Genomic DNA, 16,929 nt, shown 5'->3' with positions numbered 1-16,929 from the left:
TATCCATTGATGCCGAATGCTCACGTATTCATATCCATGACATTCAAGCGGAGCACGGGCGACAGCTTTACTAGAGATTACCGAACGGCTTCTCAGGCCTCATCTCCGGATGGGGGCGTTAGATTTGACGGGTATTCGTTGTCGGAAGACACTGGAGACATTGAGATCGTCAATGGATTTCGTCCCACGTCTGGTGACGGCTACTACTTCGTGTTCGAGTAAATGACGAGGCGAGTTTACGTTGCGCCCGGAGCGTTTCGGGTCGGTTTGCCTGGGTTCGACGCGGCTACCGCGCCTCCTGAAGGCCTCGCTTTGTCGGAGACGTTTAAGTCGTTAAAGCCATGGATCGTCGGTAATGCCACGCTAGGCGGCGGCGCCAATACCACGGTAGCCCTTCCAATTCCGGGGGCATTCTTCGCGCTTTGCTGGTTTACTGCGCCCGTCCCTGCGGACGCAGATATTGACCTCACCATTCCCACGGCGTCAGGCGATACGAGCGGGCCATACATCACGCTGAGGCATGAAAAGACTGGCTTTATTCTTTACAACACTGTGAAGAATTACACGATGCCGATCAAGTACATCATCTTCCACAACCGCGCTGATTAATCGGAGGCCCCATGGCCATCTACAACGACGGCACCGCTACGGTGACGGCGGGCTCTGCTGTTGTCACTGGATCGGGCACGGCCTGGGCGATTGCTGCCGTCAACGGCGGCATGTTCAGCCTCCAGGGGCTGTCGGTCCCTATCGCGGCAGTCCAGAGCAACACACAACTGACGCTCGCCTATCCCTGGCCCGGAGGGACGGCGACGAGCGCCTACGCGATTGATCTGACGCGGGCGGACGCGGCGAGCGCGGCGACAAGCAATGATCTGCTTGCCGCGTTGGTGACGACGCTGAGGGATTCCGTATCGCCTTACATGCGGACGGTGCTGGATGACGAGAGTGCGGCGGCGGCGCTGCAAACCCTCGGCGCCGAGCCGGCGCTCGGCTTTACGCCCGTGCAACAGGGAGGAGGGGCCGGGCAAAACTCAAATAAGCTGCGGATCGGTTGGAAAAACACCAATCTGGGGCTCCAGGTCGACAACTCAGATCTGGGCAATTTTTGGGGCGATTGGCAGACTGCGGTTAGCCTCGCCGGCAACGGGTATCAGCTTTTGCCCTCGGGCCTCGTCGTGCAATGGGGGACGGAGACCTCCGGCCTCAGCGATACCGTCGTCAACTTCCCCTCGGTCTATCCATCGGGGTGCGCCGCTGTGGTCGCGACGTCTCAATTCGATTCGATCTCCGGCAGCGCCTTGATCGTCTGCCATTGCTCGCAGCTCGGTAGGACGGGATTTGTGGTCCGCAAAAGGGCGATCGTCGGGGTGGCTTCGCCTGTCGGTGAAACAACGCCCGCGCAGTGGATTTCGATAGGATTCTGAGCCGATGAAGACCTATGCCAAGTTTGACGATGGCCACCCGGACGGCTTTTGGCGCGAGGATCTATTCCCGGTGCGGCCTGACGGCGCCCGGCACCCGGATATCCCGGCCGATGCGGTGGAGATCACTGAGGCGCAATGGCGCGACTTTGTCGACCATCCAGGGCGGCGGATTTGGCAGGATGGCGCGGTGGTCGCCTATGATCCGCCACCGCCGCCGCTGACAGAGAGCGACTACAGTCGGGCCGTACAGGCCCACCTCGACGCCAAAGCGCGCGAGAGGCGCTACGACAGCATCCAGGCGGCCGTGACCTATCGGGGCGATCCCAACGCGCAATTTGCCGCCGAAGCGGAAGCTCTCATCGCTTGGCGGTCTGCCGTGTGGACCTATGCCACGGCGCAGCTCGCCGCCGTCGAGGCGGGTGAGCGCGAGCAACCGACCGTGGAGGCATTTCTCGCGGAGCTGCCAGTTTTCGAGTGGCCTGACTAATCTTCCGATAGTTTTTCGGCGGCATCTATTGTGTGCTGACTGGCGCGCAACATCTCAGTCACAAATTGGCGTCGCTTTTGCGGGCGAATGTGATGGTCGATCCACTGAAGCAGGTCTTCAGGGATATTTATAGTAACCCTATGAATATTGAGTGGCGGACGGCCCATCAAGTCATCCTCGTGCTTTTGGGCGACTGGTAGCACGCGCCTCTTTCATGTGAGTTCATATAAATCGAAATCTTCGATAAGTCTTAAAGACGACACGGAGAGGTTATGATTACGACCGATTTCAGGGGCGCCGCGAAGCGCCTCGACGACATCGATTTGCCTCGCATCGCTGCAACCATCGGCGTGGGCGAGGATGAACTCCACGCCGTCCTTGACGTGGAGACTGGAGGGGGATCTGGGTTTGATGCCAAGGGGCGCCCTCGGATGCTCTTTGAGCCGCACGTTTTCTATCGTGAGCTTTCCGACGCCGAGCGCGCCAGAGCCGTCACCGCCGGGCTTGCTTATAGGACGTGGGGTGAGCGTCCGTATCCATCCGACAGCTATCCTCGCCTCATCGGGGCAATGGCGATCAATCGCGCGGCGGCGCTTCGGTCGGCCTCGTGGGGGCTCGGTCAGATCATGGGGTTTAACGCGAGCCTCGCCGGATTCGCGTCGGTGGACGCATTGGTTTCGGCATTCATGGCCGATGAAGAGGCTCACCTTGCCGCGATGGTATCATTCATCACGGCATCCGGCCTCGATGATGAGCTCCGCCGACACGACTGGACGGGATTCGCGCGCGGCTACAACGGGGCCGGCTATGCCAAGAACCGATATCACCTCAAGCTCGCCAGCGCATTCGCGAAGTGGCAGGGGATTAGGGACACTTCATGGTCACCGGCAGATGCGGCGGAAGATGCCTCAGCCGTCGATAAGAGCACCGTCGCGTTACACCGCGGATCAAGAGGCGAAGACGTAAGAGCGCTCCAATCTGACCTGGCGACCGTCGGCTCCTACACAGGAAAGATCGACGGGGATTTTGGACCGGCGACCGAGGCTGCAGTCGTCGCTTTCCAGAAGATCGCCGGCATCCTTCCAGATGGATGGGCCGGCGACGAAACCATAGACGCTATCAAAGCCGCGCTCGTCGCCAAGCCTGCCACTGTCGATGATCGAATTTCAGATCTCGAGCGGCGCGTATCCGCCCTTGAGGCGGCACAACCACCACATCATCTCACCACTGAGGGTTTCTCATGCTGCGCATTTTCGCTGCGGCCATCGCCGCATTGTGCCTGATCTCGGGCACGGCCTACGCCGCCGAGGCCATTACCGACACTGCCGTCTCTCTCCCGGTGGGAGAGTGGGTCGGAGACGTGGCTGCGCTTCTCCTAGCCATCTCCGGATCAGTCATTATGTGGGCGTTCCGTCACCTGCCGTCGTCTATCGTCCAGGTCCTCAAGACCATGCAGGCAGAGCAGCTGCTTGGCAAAGCGCTCGCCTACGGCATCAACGCCACTGCCGGCGCGGCCAAGGGCAAGACACTCACCGTCGACGTTGGTAATGCCGTTGTCGCTCAGGCTGCCAGGTATGCGGTCAATCATGGCCCCACGTGGCTGATCAACTGGATGGGCGGGATGGATGCGATCGCCGAGAAGATCATCGCCAGGCTAGACGTCGAGGAGGCCGCCGCAGCAAGCGGTGACGCCCTGAAGACTATCTGATGGTGGCCAAGATTTTAGGTCTTTTCATCGCGGCGTTCGCCGATGCCGCGATGGCTTGGCTCAAGGCGCGGCAAGCGAGCCAGAAGGATCATGATATTGGCCGGGTCATGGCCGAGTTGGATGCCGCGGTGCGCGGCAAGGAGGTGGCCGATGCGATGGCACAGGCTGATCTTGATGGCCGCAGTGATGATGTCGCTAAGCGCCTGCGCGACGGGCGGTTCTAGGCCAGACATTGTGGCGCCATGCCCTACAATCCGGGCATATTCAGCGAACGAGCAGGGCAGGGCGGCTGATGACATCGACAAGCTTCCTGCCGACTCGCCGCTGCGAGTGATGATGCAAGATTATGGTGGGTTGCGCGACCAGGCCAGAGCGTGTCGCGAGGCGGCATCATGACGGCAAACGAACTTATGGCCGCCGTCGTGTTCATGATCACTGTGTTTGGTGCGATCGGTGGATTCTGGTGGCGGATCGATGGCCGCATTCGGCAGGCTGAGGCCAACGCGACCAAGCAAGCTGATTCGGCCATCGCCGCCGCCGTTCTTGCCAGATCGGAATTGGCAGAGCACCGTCTGCACGTCGCCGAAACTTACGTTTCAAAGGCTGGTCATCGTGAGGCGACAGAGCAGATCATGAGCGCCATTTCCTCTCTGGGTAGCGATATCAGGGACATTAGAGCCCGCCTTGATCGCTGGATCGACCCGAAACATTGACAAAATGGTAAAATAGTAATACGGTGGGTTCAGAAGGTCGACGCTGCCGCTCCACCACGATTTTGCGGGATGGCCTTCTCCACCACACCGAGGCCCACCATGCACAAGAGATTTTGGTATGGCGCGTTCGCCATATCTGCAGTTGTCGCGTTCGCAGCAGTAGCCCCAGCCCCGCGTGCGCCATTGGGTGCGCCAGCGATGTCAGCCGTAAAGGTCACGGCAGGAGCGTCGCTAGGTTCCGGCGTCCATATCGGTCACGGATTCATTCTGACGGCCTCGCACGTCGTTGGTCAGGAGGCGACCGCGAGCATCAAGACCAGTCTCGGCGATGCCGTGGATGGCGTCATAATGTGGACTAACGCCGCCTACGACATCGCGCTCATCAAGATCGATGATGGATCACTGCCAGCAGCGGCGCATCTCGACTGCCGTATCCCCGACATCGGGGAAGCCATCGAAACCGTCGGCAATCCCCTCGGGCTTGAATTCGTAACATCGTGGGGGCGCGTGTCGTCGGTATCGGGTGCCGCTGGCCGGTGGGGATCGGCAGTCATGGTCGACTTGTCGGTATCCCCTGGCAACAGCGGCGGGCCAGTCTACGATGATGATGACGATGTGGTCGGCATTGTCGTTGGCGATGTCATCGCCCCGATGGGCTTGGCGAGCAGTCTCACGGGTATTGGCGTTGTCGTTCCCGCCAAGACTGCATGCGCCCTTCTTGCGCGAACGCACTGACACGCGCCCGCTGACCGATTGGTCGGCGGGCTTTTCTTGTATTTAGGACGAACATCATGAGCGACTGGATTAGATGGGGGGGCGGGCCGATGCCCGTCGACAGGAGCGAGCGCGTTGAAGTCGAGACAGAGTGCCACGCCACGTTCACGGCGTTCGCAGGCGCGCTGGAGTGGTCCTTCTATAACGGGCACGATGGCGTGATCGCATATCGCGTTGTGACCGACTGATGCCGACGCCTCCACTGAACGAAGATGCAATGCGGTCAGCGGCTGAGGCTTACCGCAAGTACGGTAGCATTACAGCGGCCGCCCGCGCGCTCGGCCTCAAGCGGCAGACATTCCGATCGCGCCTTCACCGCGCGGCCGAATGCGGCATGTGCGGCACAGATCCAGTCATTCCTGGGTTCTCCATTCGGCAGGTCAGCACGACCGAAGACGCCGAGGGCCGTGTCGAGAAGCGACACATTCAGCAGCGGCGAGCGTCTGGACAGCCATTCACCCTGCCGGCAGGAATGGCGTTGAAGGGCGTCACGGCTCTGGTCGATGCTGATGGTCGTGTCATTCACAAGCACGTCATGGCTCGCGCCGACGCCGACCGGCAAGCCGCGGTATTCGCTGCCGCGACAGCGGCGCTTAAGGATGGGCTTCCGCGGATCGCGCCGACGGATGGGCCGCCCATCGTTATTGGGGATCTCCTCAACCTCTACGCCGTGACCGACAATCACTTCGGCATGCTGGCGTGGCGTGAGGAGACGGGTTCCGATTACGATCTGCGGATTGCCGAGCGGCTGCTTGTGGATTGGTTCGCGGCGGCCATAGAGACGGCGCCGCAAGCCCACACCGCGGTGCTCGCGCAGATCGGCGACTTGATGCACCATGACGCGCTTGAGAGCGTCACGCCGCTGCATCGGCACGTCTTGGACGCAGATAGCCGGCTGCAAAAGGTCATCAGGATCGTAATCAGGACGATCCGGCGCGTCATCGACATGCTTCTTCAGCGGCATCGGCATGTCCACATCATCATGGCCAGCGGCAACCACGATCCGGCGAGTTCGGCATGGCTGCGCGAGATGCTCGCCGCGATGTACGAGACCGAGACGCGCGTCTCGGTCGATAACAGCCCGTCGCTTTACTATGCCTATGAGTGGGGATCGACGGCGCTGTTTTTCCATCATGGCCACCGGCGCGGGATCGGCAACGTCGATGCGACATTGGCGGGTCAATTCAGAGAGATATTCGGCCGGTCGCGGCACGCCTACGCCCACATCGGCCACCTGCACAGCGACGAAGGGCGCAAGAGCGCTCTGATGTACGTGGAGCGGCACGAGACGCTTGCCGCGCCAGACGCGTTCGCCGCTGGCGGCGGCTGGCTGTCGGGCCGCTCGGCCAAGGTTATCACCTATCACCGAGATCATGGGGAGGTCTTTAGGTCGACGCTGCGGCCAGAGATGGTCGCCGGCGCCGCAAACGACAACAATCCGGCAGGAGAGATGGCGGCATGAAATTCTTCAATGTTTGGAAAATCAGAAATCGGTGGGTGAGAGCAGTGGTTACTGTCACAATCGTCACGCCGATACTTATCGCTATTATGTCTCCGCTTCTGATCATTCATGCTCTTTTGGGGGCTGTTGAGCGGTTAGACTCCGACGTTTCGATTATTTGGGATGAAGCTGGCGATGGCTACATCAAGGCTATTACCGGGAAGGACTCGGCGGCATGAGATGGAGCATGTGGAATAGCCGCCCGGCCCGCTGGCATCGGTAGTTTGCATGGTTCCCTGTGACCACCACCACAGGGACGAGCGTTTGGCTCGAATTCGTCGAGCGTCGGTTTTGGATCGACGGCGACACAACCTATCGCTTGCCGCGCGCCACCACCGAAGTCGGCAAGCGATAATCCACCACACCACCACTGAGGAGAAGTGATGATGGCGACTGCAAGATTTAGTGCAGCTGTTGTCTTGGATCACGCGCGCCGAGCCGATGAAAAGAACGAGGCCAAGCGCATCGAAGCGCGCGAGGCGGCTATCACGGAGCTCATTAAGCAACCGAAGATGGTCGGTGTTTGGCCGTTCCGTCGCGAGCATTGGCGGACGCGCGAAGAAGCGGAACGCGACTACGCTTTGCCAGCATGTGACGGTTGGGAGCCTAGCAGCGAATGGGTTGTCGAGCGACGCCATTGGCGCAAACGCGACAAACTGCGGCCGATCATTGATCTGGCGGCGGCTGCGGTCATCAAGGCGAGCGATGACATGGTGGAATTGTCGCCGGACGAAGCCACCCTCATCGGTCTTCACATCGACGGAGCCGCAGAATGATCACCGCCATCAAGACCCGATTGGAAGCCGCGCCGCGTGCCGCCAACGACAACGCGCCGTTGCTGGACCGCATCGCGCCGTTGAAGGATCTGCCGGGCTACGCCTATCTCGGCACACCTTACAGCAAGTTCCCGGCAGGGCAGACGGTCGCCAACTACCTGGCCTGCAAGGCAGCCGCCATCCTCATGGCGATGGGACTGCGCGTCGTATCGCCGATCGCTCACAGCCATGCCGTCGCGACGTGGGGCGGTATCGACCCGATGGATTGGGCGATATGGAAGCATCAAGACGAGCCGCTGATGGATGCGGCGAGCTCGCTTGTCGTGCTGACCATGGAGACATGGGAGGACAGCCTCGGGCTGAGGCACGAGATCGCGACATTCCTGGCCGGCGGCAAGCCGGTGGTCTACGTCGATCCGGCTGAGCTGTGGAGCGCGGGGCGGTGAACCACTTCCACGTCGGCCAGGAAGTCGTCTGCATCGACGACAAGTTCAACCATGTCAGCATCGATCAGGGCATCCGCAAGGGTGCGGTCTACACGATCAGATGGCTGGGAATGTATCGCCACTACATCGATGGCGAGTTCCTCGGCGTGAAGCTGGCTGGCATCGATCGCGGCGTCGATCCGGGCGGCTATGGCGCCGACGACATGCCGTTCGCGGCGCGTCGGTTCCGGCCGCTCGTGCGCGATCCGCTGGCATCTCTACGCAACATCGCGGCCGATCCTGATGGGTATGTGCCGCCGGCACCAGAGGAGCTAAAGCGAAAGGTCAAGGAAGAGGAGACGGTCGGATGAACATGGCAATCAGCTGGTATCACGACCTCATGGCCGAAACCTTCGGCGATCCGGATCGGTATGTCGCGGCGAACGACAACCGTGAACCGATGATCATCGGGCTCACCGGCCTCCGCAACGTCGGCAAGACGAGCGTCGCGGATGTCCTCGTCGATCGCCATGGGTTTGCGCGCACCCACGCTTTCGAGGGCGGCAAAGAGGCGGCCGTCGCCTACTTCGAGCACATCACAGGCGATGTCAGCGAGGCTCGCAAGATGGTCTATGGCATCCTCAAGGATCGACCGTCGCCGCATCTCCCTGGCGGCGTCGCTCCGCGGCATTTCCTTGAGCGGTTCGGGCACTTCATGGGCGCCGATATGGGCGTGGAATGGACGCTCGCCATGGAGATCGCGGTTGCACGTCGTATCGCACATGGGCGCCCGATCGTGGTCGAGTCGGTGGTCTACGAGGCGCCATGGCTGAAAGCGCAAGGAGGCATCATCGTGCGCGTTGAGCGCCCCGGCCATGTCGGGCCGGCGGGGATCGAGAGCGATGCTGTGCAGGCTGCTGTCGGAGAGGATTTTCGGCTCGTGAATGGGGGAGGCTTGGCCGATCTCGAATCCGCCGTTGCAGGTCTTCTGGCGGACATATCGCATCGAAGGCGAGCCGCCTGAGCCATCAATTCAGCCCCGCTTCGGCGGGGCTTTTTTGTTGCCGCAGTTCGGTTCCCTTATCACAGATATGTGATCGCGGCGTGAAAGAGATATCGTGGCTCGACCGACGCAATCGGGAGCGAAATCTGTTAATGCTGTTGGCGGGCGTCAGAACCCGGACTGAAGATCGGCAGGCTCCGTTTGCGGCGGAGTTGCCAATGCATGCGCGCGTGAGCGCGATGTGCTGGTGCGCTTTGGCGAGCGCGCCGAACCTGGCCATTATGGCCGGGAGCGGTGCGCTATGTCCAGAGCTTTGGCTTAAAAGCCGCCGGCCTGTCTCTTCAGCAGGTTCTGAACTCCCGGCTGCCAGGGCCATCCTGGCTAGGCCTTCAGAAGCCACGATGAAGAGACCCGCAATCCATGACCACCAATGCGGACGTTACAGTAAGCTCCATTTCGATCGCGGACATCAACGCTGGGATAGACGCCGAGCCGCGGGTGAGCCACCATAAGCTCGCTGCAGCCATTGGGATGGGCAGGCAACAGGAGTTGTTGCGCCTTATTCAACGGAACGAGACCGAGCTGATGCGATACGGAGAGGTTTGTGTCACCGCGACACAAACCTCTGAAAGGGGCGGCAGGCCTGGGAAGGTCTATTGGCTCAATGAAGGGCAGGCTGTCCTAATCGTCATCAGATCAGACGCGCCGCGAGCTCCTGACGTCCGATTTGAACTCATCACCGTCTTCATGGATTACCGCCGCGCCAAGGCCGACGGAAAGACCGTCGCGGTGCGTGAGCACCAGAGGCGCGCGTCCACCAAGATCGACAAAGCTATCAGCTTGGCCAAGACGGCCACACGGCTTGAATTGGTCGCCGACCGGCTAGATGCCGACGGCACTGATGCGGCGCTAGCTGACGAGCCTCTGCGGGCTGCTGGGGACGACACGCCCGTCACCCTTGGCAACCTCCTGGACATGCTGCGAGAGGCGAACCGCAGGATGCACGGCGGGAAGGCGACATCGACGCGATACGAGATCAATCTGATTGAGACTGTGTCAGAATCTATTGCGGCTTCGTGTGCGCCGGCACAAGCGACGAGGCCGAACAAGGCTCCGTATCGCGATCTTGTCTTAACGGGCATCAACGATGGCCTAAGCAATCGTGAGATAGTTCGGCGCACCGGCGCGTCAGCGAGCACTGTCAGCTACTGGCGGAGGGCGGTCGAAGACGGGGTGGCGTGAAACGAGTGCGGCCGGGCCTCATTCGTGAGGCTCGGCTCTGACAGATACCGGACAGAAACACGAGAACAGATCATGAAGTTTCCGTCATCATCATCGCGCAAAAGCCAGCATTTCTCGGCATCTGCGATTTATGCACTCCCTTGGTAAGGGAGAGGTCGAGAGTTCAATCCTCTCTCGCAGCACCATTTTGTAATCCCCAGAAATGATCGCGGCGCTTGGCGACCTGGCGGCTTCGTGCGCACCTTGCACGCGAGGATTTGGCTCTTGAGCGAATGTCGGACCAGCCGCCAGCTTCGTTGGCTGCTGTCTATGGCTGGGGTTGGCTCGGTCCAACTCGCCCGCCGGCTCCATTCGTTCATCATGAGATAAGCACGGCCGAAACGATGGGTACTCTTTTCTCTGTCGATTAACGCCGGCTTAGAGACCCATCGACAATATGCAGTCGTGCGAACTTCTCCTCGAGAGCAACGAATGGACGAATTGCCGCGCGCACTGATGGCCGATCGGGCATTGCTGGCCCTGCGGGTGTCGATCGCGCTTGCCTGCGCCGTGATTCTGTCGCTCTTCGGCTGGACCGAATACCAAGCGCGCGAGAAGGAGCTGCGCAACGCGCAGGATTCTCTGGTCAACCTCTCGCGCTCCCTGGTTCAGCAGGCCGAGGACACGCTGGAAATGGCGAGCGTCAGTGTGTCGGGGATCGCCCGATATGTTGAAATGACGCCCATGACGGCGCAGACCGAGCGTCCCCTCACGGCGATGCTGCGCAAGATGGTGGATCGCACCAACCAACTGACGGCGCTCAACGTGATGGACGCCTCCGGCAACCGCATTGCCACGTCCTTCCACCTCGATGAGGACAAGCTGAACTTCGCCGACCGCGCCTATTTTCAGTATCATCGCACACACAACACCGATGGTGTCTTTGTCGGCCCACCGGTCGAAAGCAGGACGATCGGCCAGCGCATGCTCACCGTTTCGGCGCGGATCAACCGACCCGACGGCAGCTTCGGCGGCGTTGTCATCGCCGGCATCCGGCTCGACTTTTTCACGACGCTCTATTCGCAGTTCGATATCGGCAAGAACGGCAGCATCACCTTCTTCGGCAGGGACGGGTCGTTCTACACTCGCTTTCCCTATCTGCCCAAGTTGAAGGATTTCGATTTCAGGCAGATGCCTCATTTCGAGCGCTTCTTCGCCGAGGATGCCCGCGGCACCTTCCGTTCTCCCTCGCCTTACGACGGCGTCGAGCGCGTCGCTGGCTATATGCGCGGTACTCACTATCCCGTGGTCGTGCTTGCCGCGCGATCGATCGACGAGGTTCTGGCCGCCTGGCGCATCAACTTCGTCTATCACGCGCTGACCGCTCTGGCCCTTGTGCTCGCCATTGGTCTGCTTGGCTTCCGCATCACCCGGGATATCGCGGCCGGCCAACGCGCCGCCGCGCATCTGGCGACGAGCGACGGGCTCACCGGGCTCTACAACCGCCGCGCCTTCGACCTGCACCTCGATGCGTGTTGGGATGCGGCCTGCCACAGCGGCGCGGACGTCAGCGTCGTCATGGTGGATATCGACTACTTCAAGGACTTCAACGACGAATACGGCCATCCGGCGGGCGATGTCTGCCTGAAGCGGGTGGCACAATGCATGAGGCAGCTCACCCGCAGCCAGGGAGACATGGCGGCGCGCTATGGCGGAGAGGAGTTTGCCCTGGTGCTGGCCCATGCCGACGCCGTCGCAGCCTTGAGGATCGCCCAGCGCCTGCGCGCGTCCATCGAGGCGTTGGCGATCCGCCATCCCCGCAGCGCGGCATCGGAAGTGATCACCGTCAGCGTTGGCTGCGCCACTGTGACGCCGCTTTCGCGTCGCGCAGTGGTCGGCTCCCCATCCACTCTCGTCAAGGCTGCCGACATGGCGCTCTACCGGGCCAAGCGATACGGACGCAATCGCGTCGTGCGTTGGAGCGACGCCATCGATGCCGACCTGCTTCGCTCGCCGGCGTCTGACGAGAGCCGCACGATGGTGGAGGTCGTCGGCTGATCACGCTTTGTGCATGGGAGTGGAAATTCTTGATCGAAGTCGTTGCGCGCGGCGCGAAATGGCGCTTTCCGTCATGAGGGAAATTCACGCGAGTCGAAGATCATCATGATTCCTGAACAATGCCGAGCCGCCCGCGCCTTGCTTGACTGGACGACACGCAAGCTCGCGGAGGCGTCGCACCTCGATAACGCCATCGTCGAAGACTTTGAAAAGGGGCTGAAACGTCCCGCCCAGCAGGACATCGTCACGATGAAGCGCGTGCTGGAGCAGGCGGGCGTCGAGTTCCTGCCCGCCGACGGCGGCGGACCGGGCGTCCGACTGCAGCGCGGCGGCGCGGGCACGGAAGCCGGCCTGAAGCCGTCGGAGCTCAACGCGGCCAACGACGGCTAGGTTGGCGCGTCAGGCGCGGCCGAAGGCCTTGAAGGCGACAAGGGTGAAGGTGTCGGCGACACCGTCGAGCGGCTGCAACGACTCGGTCACAAACCTGCCGATGTCCTTGTCGTCGTCGAGATAGAACTTGGCGATGAGGTCGTAGTGACCGGAGGTGGAATAGACCTCCGAGATTTCCTCGACCGTCTCGACCAGCGTGTCGGCGACCTTGTAGGCTTGGCCGGGCCGGCATTTGAACTGAACGAAGATCGGCTTCATCGATCGGCTCCCGAAGGCTCAGAGGCACGAAGTAGGGCGGGGCTTTGCCGCGCGCCCTGGTTCCTCCCCGCTGTGTCCTGCCCGGCGCGCTGCGTCAAGGCGCAATGGTGCGCGGTGAGTGATCCACGACGGAAATGGTGTGCGGTCGACGCTTCGGCGATGTTGCCTTTCGGCGCCGTTGCCCAATGAGGGGCGCCGGCGCTATGAAACCCGCAGCTTTTTCGGAGATGGCGTGACCCAGTTCATCGTCGCAATCACGAACCCCACAGAGGTGGCGACCGCGCTCGAGGGCGGCGCCGATCGCCTGTTCTTTATTCCCGGCTCGGCGGATGCGCCGACCGCACAGCGACATGATGTCATCGTCTCGGCGGCGGGCACCCCCGTCTGGATGGCAATCAGCGAAGCTCTCGCTTCCTCGGCACTTGGCCGCGAGGCGGAATTGGCGGGGTTTGAAGCCATGGTGCTTCCGCCCTCCATGAACGAAGGCGTCGCCTCTGGCTGCCGGTGGATGGCGAAGGAGTGTCCCCGCCGGATCGCCTGGATCGCGACCGAGGCGCCTCCTCGTGCCGAGCTTCAAGGGCTGAAGGGGAAGGGCTTTGCGGGCGTCCTTCTGGCGCCGCCGACCGGGGAAAATCGGCTTCTCGATCATCGCTCGCCCGCCGTGCTCGCGCGCTTCGTCAAAGCCTGCCGACAAGCGGGCTTGATCAGTGTACTCGCCGGGGCACTTGAACCGCCGGACGTGCCGCGTCTTCTCGCCCTTGCGCCGGACATGATCCTGTGGAGCGGGCGCTGGCGCGGCGAGGACCGTGGGCGCGGCCCTGACGGTACGGCTCTCGCGCAGATGCGTCGGCTCGTCCGGTCTGCAGCATCCGCGGAGCGCGAAGGGGAAGAGGTAGCCACGGATGTCGTCTTCGTGCGGGACCATGTGGTCGACATGACCGTCGGTGCGTACAGCCACGAGCGCGGCATGCGGCAAAGAGTGCGTTTTTCGGTAGAGGCGGAGGTGATACGTCATCCCCGCGAGCCGCGCGACATGGCCGATGTCTTTTCCTACGATATCATCACCGACGCGATCGGGCGGCTCGCCGAGGCTGGGCATCTGGAATTCGTCGAGGCGATGGCGGAGCGCCTGGCGGCGGATGTGCTGGCCGATCAGCGCGTCAAGCGCGTCATGGTGAGGGTCGAGAAGCTCGATCTGGGCTCCGGTGCCGCCGGCATCGAGATCCGGCGGAGCGCCGCGCCGGGTTGATCGATGACGGTGAAAATTCTTAATTAAGCAAGGCAGGATAAGCCAAGGGCATGGACCCGCGACCCGCCTCAGACGATCGCTGCGCGCTCTGGCAGGCGGCACCTAGGAAGGCCACCGTCCGGCCAAGCCGAGCACGCGCTGTCGGCCCGCGCTGTTTCGCAAGGGCGGCCGTGCCCGGAGCCTTGAAAGAACAATCTCGAAGGGCCGCTGTGCCCAAAGGGAGATGACCATTGTCCATGAATGACGTTCTGGTGATGAAATTCGGCGGAAGCGCGACCGTGCTGCGCGATTTGGCGCGTTGGGTCGAGGCGATCGAGAGAACGTCCATTCCCTCCATCGTCGTTCCGGGTGGCGGGCCTTTCGCCGATGCCGTTCGGCACAACAAGTATAAGATGGGTTATAGCGAGGAGGCGGCCCATCAGATGGCGATCCTCGCCATGGAGCAGTTCGGCCACGCTCTGGCGAGCCTTGGCCAGCGCATGGTGCCGGCCAACTCCGAGGAGGCGATCAAGGCTGCCATCGCCAGGGGCGAAATCCCGGTGTGGATGCCCTACAGCCTCCTGTGCCAGCATCAAGAGATCGAGAAAACCTGGGCCGTGACGGCCGATGCCTTGTCGGCCTGGCTTGCGGCGCGTCTCGGCTGTCGCCGGGTGCTGCTCATCAAGCAGACCGTCGTGCCCGAGAACAGCACGCTCTTCGCCCTGCGCGGCGCCGAGATCATCGACGAGGCCTTCCTGCAGATGCTGGCGCCGGGCGCCGACGTTCACATCGCCGGACCCTACGATCTGGCCGGGGCAGGCCGGCGTTTCGCCGAGGGCATCATTCCTGGACGCCCGATCGCCCGGGGCTGGCAGGGCGCCGCCTGACAGCCGGCTTGACCGCTGCGTATGCCTGATTTCGTCAGTCGTTTCCGCCGAGCAGCGCGACGGCCGCCGCTGGCGCCGCGAGGCAGACGGCGTCCCTGAGGCCGGACGGACAATCGACGAGATCGGCGAAGTCGATGACGCCGCGATCGAGCCGCGCCGCGAGGCGCCTGAGCACCGGCCGTCCTGCGCCGGCGACTACGATGGGCGCATCCTTGGTGATGTCGCAGCGCGACAGCACCAGCAAGGCCGCGTCCTGGACATGGCGAAGCTGCGCCTCGGCAAAGGCGGCGGCGAGCGCGCTCCACGCCTCGGGCGAGGCGTCGGCCACGTCCATTCCCACCATCCGGGCCAACCGTGCGCGCGAGGTGGCGTCGAGCGCCGCCGAATCATCCTCCGGCGGTTCGCCCGTTTCCTCCAGAGTGCCCAGAAGGCGCTGCGCATCCTCCATGGTCGCAAAGTCCACGGCGAGCACAGGGGTCGAGCGGCCGCCGAACGGCACGACGTCCGCCACTGCCATCACCGGCGTCCTCACGAAGCCCTGCGGTACGAGTTCGCCGCAGACCAGGCGCTCGCGCTCCGTATAGCCGGCGGCGCGCACACGGTGCTCGGCGATAGGTGCGATGTCGGTGCTGGAGGAGCCCATGTCGATGAAAAGAGCCTCGCTCACCGCCTCGGCCGCGAGACTGGCGCTGGCATGCCAGCTTGCTGAGGCAATGTCCTCGGCATATCCGGTGACTTCAGTTCCGCTCAACCAGCCGGACCGGCCGGCATAGAGAAAGAGGTCGTCGCCCAGACGCTCGTGAAGCGCCGAGCTCAGCTGCTCGACACCGGCCTTGCGGTCCGCGAAGCTGTCCGCGATCTCGCCGGTCAGGGTGACGGTGTGGCGGCTGATTTCGCCGGCATCGCCGAGAATGGAGTCGATGGCCTGTTCGATCGCGCCGCGACCTCGCGCGATCGGAATAGGGATTTGCCAGACCTTCAGAACCCGTCCGTCGCTGGCGAGAGCCGCCCTGACGAACGCGCCTCCGATGTCCCATCCCAAGGTGCGTCCCATTGGTCCTTTTCCGCTTTTCGCGACATGGGCTGGCGGTCTCTGGCCTCGCCGCCGCGTCGCATTCGAGCCGCGATAGTGCGGCAAAGCCGCGGGCTCGACAAGCGGGGAACGCATCGGCACTACTGCTGCAGCTTCAAACGCCGAATGAAGGGCAAGCCGCGAGACATGGACGAGGCACTGACCGAAACGGGCGAATCAGCATCAACCTATTCTGCGGAACTCCAGCGCGCGCGGGGAAGTGCCGCCGTTATCGTCCATCAACGCGAAGGAAAGAGCCGCCTGTCGCGGCTTTATCAGGAAGGCTGTCTCAAGCTGCGCTTTCCGCGATTGCCGGCGCCGGGCCTCACAGCCGTCGCCATCAACACCGCCGGGGGGCTAACGGGCGGCGACCGGTTGACACAGGAGTTTCGTGTGGAGGAAGGCGCAACCCTCACGGCCACGACCCAGTCTTGCGAGCGCATCTACCGGGCGAGCGCCGGTCGCGCTCAGGTCGCGACGCGTCTCGTCGTCGCGCCGCGCGCCGCGCTCTCCTTCCTGCCGCAGGAGACGATCCTCTTCGATGGCGGCCGAATCGCCCGCACCCTTGATGCCGAGATCGAGGCGACCAGCCGACTGCTGATGGTGGAGAGCGCTGTCCTCGGCCGCCAGATGATGGGCGAGAGCGTGACCTCCGGCTCCTTCGCAGATCGATGGCGCGTCCGCCGCGACGGCCGGCTGGTGTTCGCCGACGACCTTTCGTTGCAGGGCGACGTTTTTGGGCTGGCGGGCCATGCCGCGACGCTTGGCGGCGCGCGGGCGTTCGCCACGGTGCTGCTGCATGAGCCCGAGGTTTCGGCGCGCCTCGAGGGCGTGCGCGCGCTTATCGGCGCGGCAGGCGGGGCAAGCGCCTTCGACGGCCTTCTGGTCGTCCGCCTTCTTGCCGAGAGCGGCCATATGTTGAGAAAGACGCTCGTTCCTCTTCTTTCGGCGCTGGCCGAGAGCGCGCTTCCCCCTGTATGGTCCATTTGATCAGGACGAGC

General features: G+C 62.6%; 22 protein-coding genes and 1 pseudogene. 21 read left to right on the top strand and 2 right to left on the bottom strand.

The window, feature by feature from the left end; genetic code table 11:
* The first annotated feature begins 312 nt into the window (after positions 1-312).
* The 18 genes and pseudogenes from B5D38_RS16765 (at position 313) to B5D38_RS16685 (ending at position 12,483) form a co-directional block, all read left to right on the top strand.
* A complete protein-coding gene (locus B5D38_RS16765) occupies positions 313-609 on the top strand; it encodes a hypothetical protein (RefSeq protein ID WP_078709587.1) in 297 nt (98 codons plus the stop codon).
* 11 nt (positions 610-620) lie between these two features.
* The gene (locus B5D38_RS22590; RefSeq protein ID WP_078709586.1) at positions 621-1,427 is read left to right on the top strand and encodes a gp53-like domain-containing protein; all 807 of its coding nucleotides are present in this window, start codon (positions 621-623) and stop codon (positions 1,425-1,427) included.
* A 223-nt stretch (positions 1,428-1,650) separates the two neighbouring features.
* Positions 1,651-1,914 (top strand): annotated as a pseudogene (locus B5D38_RS16755) (hypothetical protein); the annotation flags it as partial.
* Positions 1,915-2,186: 272 nt separating this feature from the next.
* A complete protein-coding gene (locus tag B5D38_RS16750; RefSeq protein WP_078709585.1) occupies positions 2,187-3,197 on the top strand; it encodes an N-acetylmuramidase domain-containing protein in 1,011 nt (336 codons plus the stop codon).
* Complete coding sequence (locus B5D38_RS16745; protein ID WP_078709584.1) at positions 3,155-3,622, top strand: hypothetical protein; 468 nt, start codon at positions 3,155-3,157, stop codon at positions 3,620-3,622. The genes B5D38_RS16750 and B5D38_RS16745 overlap by 43 nt, the downstream gene beginning before the upstream one ends.
* The gene (locus B5D38_RS16740) at positions 3,622-3,846 is read left to right on the top strand and encodes a hypothetical protein (RefSeq protein WP_078709583.1); all 225 of its coding nucleotides are present in this window, start codon (positions 3,622-3,624) and stop codon (positions 3,844-3,846) included. Before B5D38_RS16745 ends, B5D38_RS16740 begins: the two co-directional genes overlap by 1 nt.
* 168 nt (positions 3,847-4,014) lie before the next feature.
* Complete coding sequence (locus B5D38_RS16735) at positions 4,015-4,335, top strand: hypothetical protein (protein WP_078709582.1); 321 nt, start codon at positions 4,015-4,017, stop codon at positions 4,333-4,335.
* Positions 4,336-4,404: 69 nt separating this feature from the next.
* A complete protein-coding gene (locus tag B5D38_RS16730) occupies positions 4,405-5,070 on the top strand; it encodes a trypsin-like peptidase domain-containing protein (protein WP_078709581.1) in 666 nt (221 codons plus the stop codon).
* 56 nt (positions 5,071-5,126) lie between these two features.
* Positions 5,127-5,297 (top strand): hypothetical protein, encoded by a 171-nt coding sequence (locus B5D38_RS22240; protein ID WP_165690885.1) that lies wholly within the window; start codon positions 5,127-5,129, stop codon positions 5,295-5,297.
* Positions 5,298-5,326: 29 nt separating this feature from the next.
* Positions 5,327-6,571: a helix-turn-helix domain-containing protein gene (locus tag B5D38_RS16725; protein ID WP_116002798.1), complete on the top strand. Its 1,245-nt coding sequence runs from the start codon at positions 5,327-5,329 to the stop codon at positions 6,569-6,571.
* Positions 6,568-6,789 (top strand): hypothetical protein, encoded by a 222-nt coding sequence (locus B5D38_RS16720; protein WP_078709579.1) that lies wholly within the window; start codon positions 6,568-6,570, stop codon positions 6,787-6,789. Before B5D38_RS16725 ends, B5D38_RS16720 begins: the two co-directional genes overlap by 4 nt.
* 204 nt (positions 6,790-6,993) lie before the next feature.
* A complete protein-coding gene (locus tag B5D38_RS16715; RefSeq protein ID WP_131829946.1) occupies positions 6,994-7,386 on the top strand; it encodes a hypothetical protein in 393 nt (130 codons plus the stop codon).
* Complete coding sequence (locus B5D38_RS16710) at positions 7,383-7,832, top strand: DUF1937 family protein (protein WP_078709577.1); 450 nt, start codon at positions 7,383-7,385, stop codon at positions 7,830-7,832. Before B5D38_RS16715 ends, B5D38_RS16710 begins: the two co-directional genes overlap by 4 nt.
* Positions 7,829-8,182 (top strand): CAP-Gly domain protein, encoded by a 354-nt coding sequence (locus B5D38_RS16705; RefSeq protein ID WP_078709634.1) that lies wholly within the window; start codon positions 7,829-7,831, stop codon positions 8,180-8,182. The genes B5D38_RS16710 and B5D38_RS16705 overlap by 4 nt, the downstream gene beginning before the upstream one ends.
* Entirely contained in the window at positions 8,179-8,835 is a 657-nt protein-coding gene (locus B5D38_RS16700) for a hypothetical protein (RefSeq protein ID WP_078709576.1), read from the top strand. The genes B5D38_RS16705 and B5D38_RS16700 overlap by 4 nt, the downstream gene beginning before the upstream one ends.
* Positions 8,836-9,234: 399 nt before the next feature.
* A complete protein-coding gene (locus tag B5D38_RS16695; protein ID WP_078709575.1) occupies positions 9,235-10,056 on the top strand; it encodes a hypothetical protein in 822 nt (273 codons plus the stop codon).
* Between the two features lie 471 nt (positions 10,057-10,527).
* The gene (locus tag B5D38_RS16690; protein ID WP_078709574.1) at positions 10,528-12,093 is read left to right on the top strand and encodes a sensor domain-containing diguanylate cyclase; all 1,566 of its coding nucleotides are present in this window, start codon (positions 10,528-10,530) and stop codon (positions 12,091-12,093) included.
* 105 nt (positions 12,094-12,198) lie between these two features.
* A complete protein-coding gene (locus tag B5D38_RS16685) occupies positions 12,199-12,483 on the top strand; it encodes a transcriptional regulator (protein WP_131829945.1) in 285 nt (94 codons plus the stop codon).
* A gap of 9 nt (positions 12,484-12,492) precedes the next feature.
* Here B5D38_RS16685 and B5D38_RS16680 read toward each other — a convergent pair whose 3' ends face one another.
* Entirely contained in the window at positions 12,493-12,741 is a 249-nt protein-coding gene (locus B5D38_RS16680; RefSeq protein ID WP_078709572.1) for an Lrp/AsnC family transcriptional regulator, read from the bottom strand.
* Positions 12,742-12,973: 232 nt separating this feature from the next.
* Here B5D38_RS16680 and B5D38_RS16675 point away from each other — a divergent pair, with 232 nt between their 5' ends.
* Positions 12,974-13,990 (top strand): dihydroneopterin aldolase, encoded by a 1,017-nt coding sequence (locus B5D38_RS16675; RefSeq protein WP_131829944.1) that lies wholly within the window; start codon positions 12,974-12,976, stop codon positions 13,988-13,990.
* 236 nt (positions 13,991-14,226) lie between these two features.
* Entirely contained in the window at positions 14,227-14,856 is a 630-nt protein-coding gene (locus tag B5D38_RS16670; RefSeq protein WP_078709570.1) for an amino acid kinase family protein, read from the top strand.
* A gap of 34 nt (positions 14,857-14,890) precedes the next feature.
* Here B5D38_RS16670 and B5D38_RS16665 read toward each other — a convergent pair whose 3' ends face one another.
* Entirely contained in the window at positions 14,891-15,910 is a 1,020-nt protein-coding gene (locus B5D38_RS16665) for a hydantoinase/oxoprolinase family protein (RefSeq protein ID WP_245319312.1), read from the bottom strand.
* A 165-nt stretch (positions 15,911-16,075) separates the two neighbouring features.
* Here B5D38_RS16665 and B5D38_RS16660 point away from each other — a divergent pair, with 165 nt between their 5' ends.
* Positions 16,076-16,918: an urease accessory protein UreD gene (locus B5D38_RS16660; protein ID WP_078709632.1), complete on the top strand. Its 843-nt coding sequence runs from the start codon at positions 16,076-16,078 to the stop codon at positions 16,916-16,918.
* The last annotated feature ends 11 nt before the right edge of the window (positions 16,919-16,929 follow it).

This window comes from Consotaella salsifontis, from assembly GCF_900167365.1.
In the GTDB taxonomy this organism is placed as follows: Bacteria; Pseudomonadota; Alphaproteobacteria; order Rhizobiales; family Rhizobiaceae; genus Consotaella; species Consotaella salsifontis.
The sequence above is the reverse complement of the archived record's forward strand: the minus strand, read 5'-3'. Positions and strand labels throughout refer to the sequence as shown.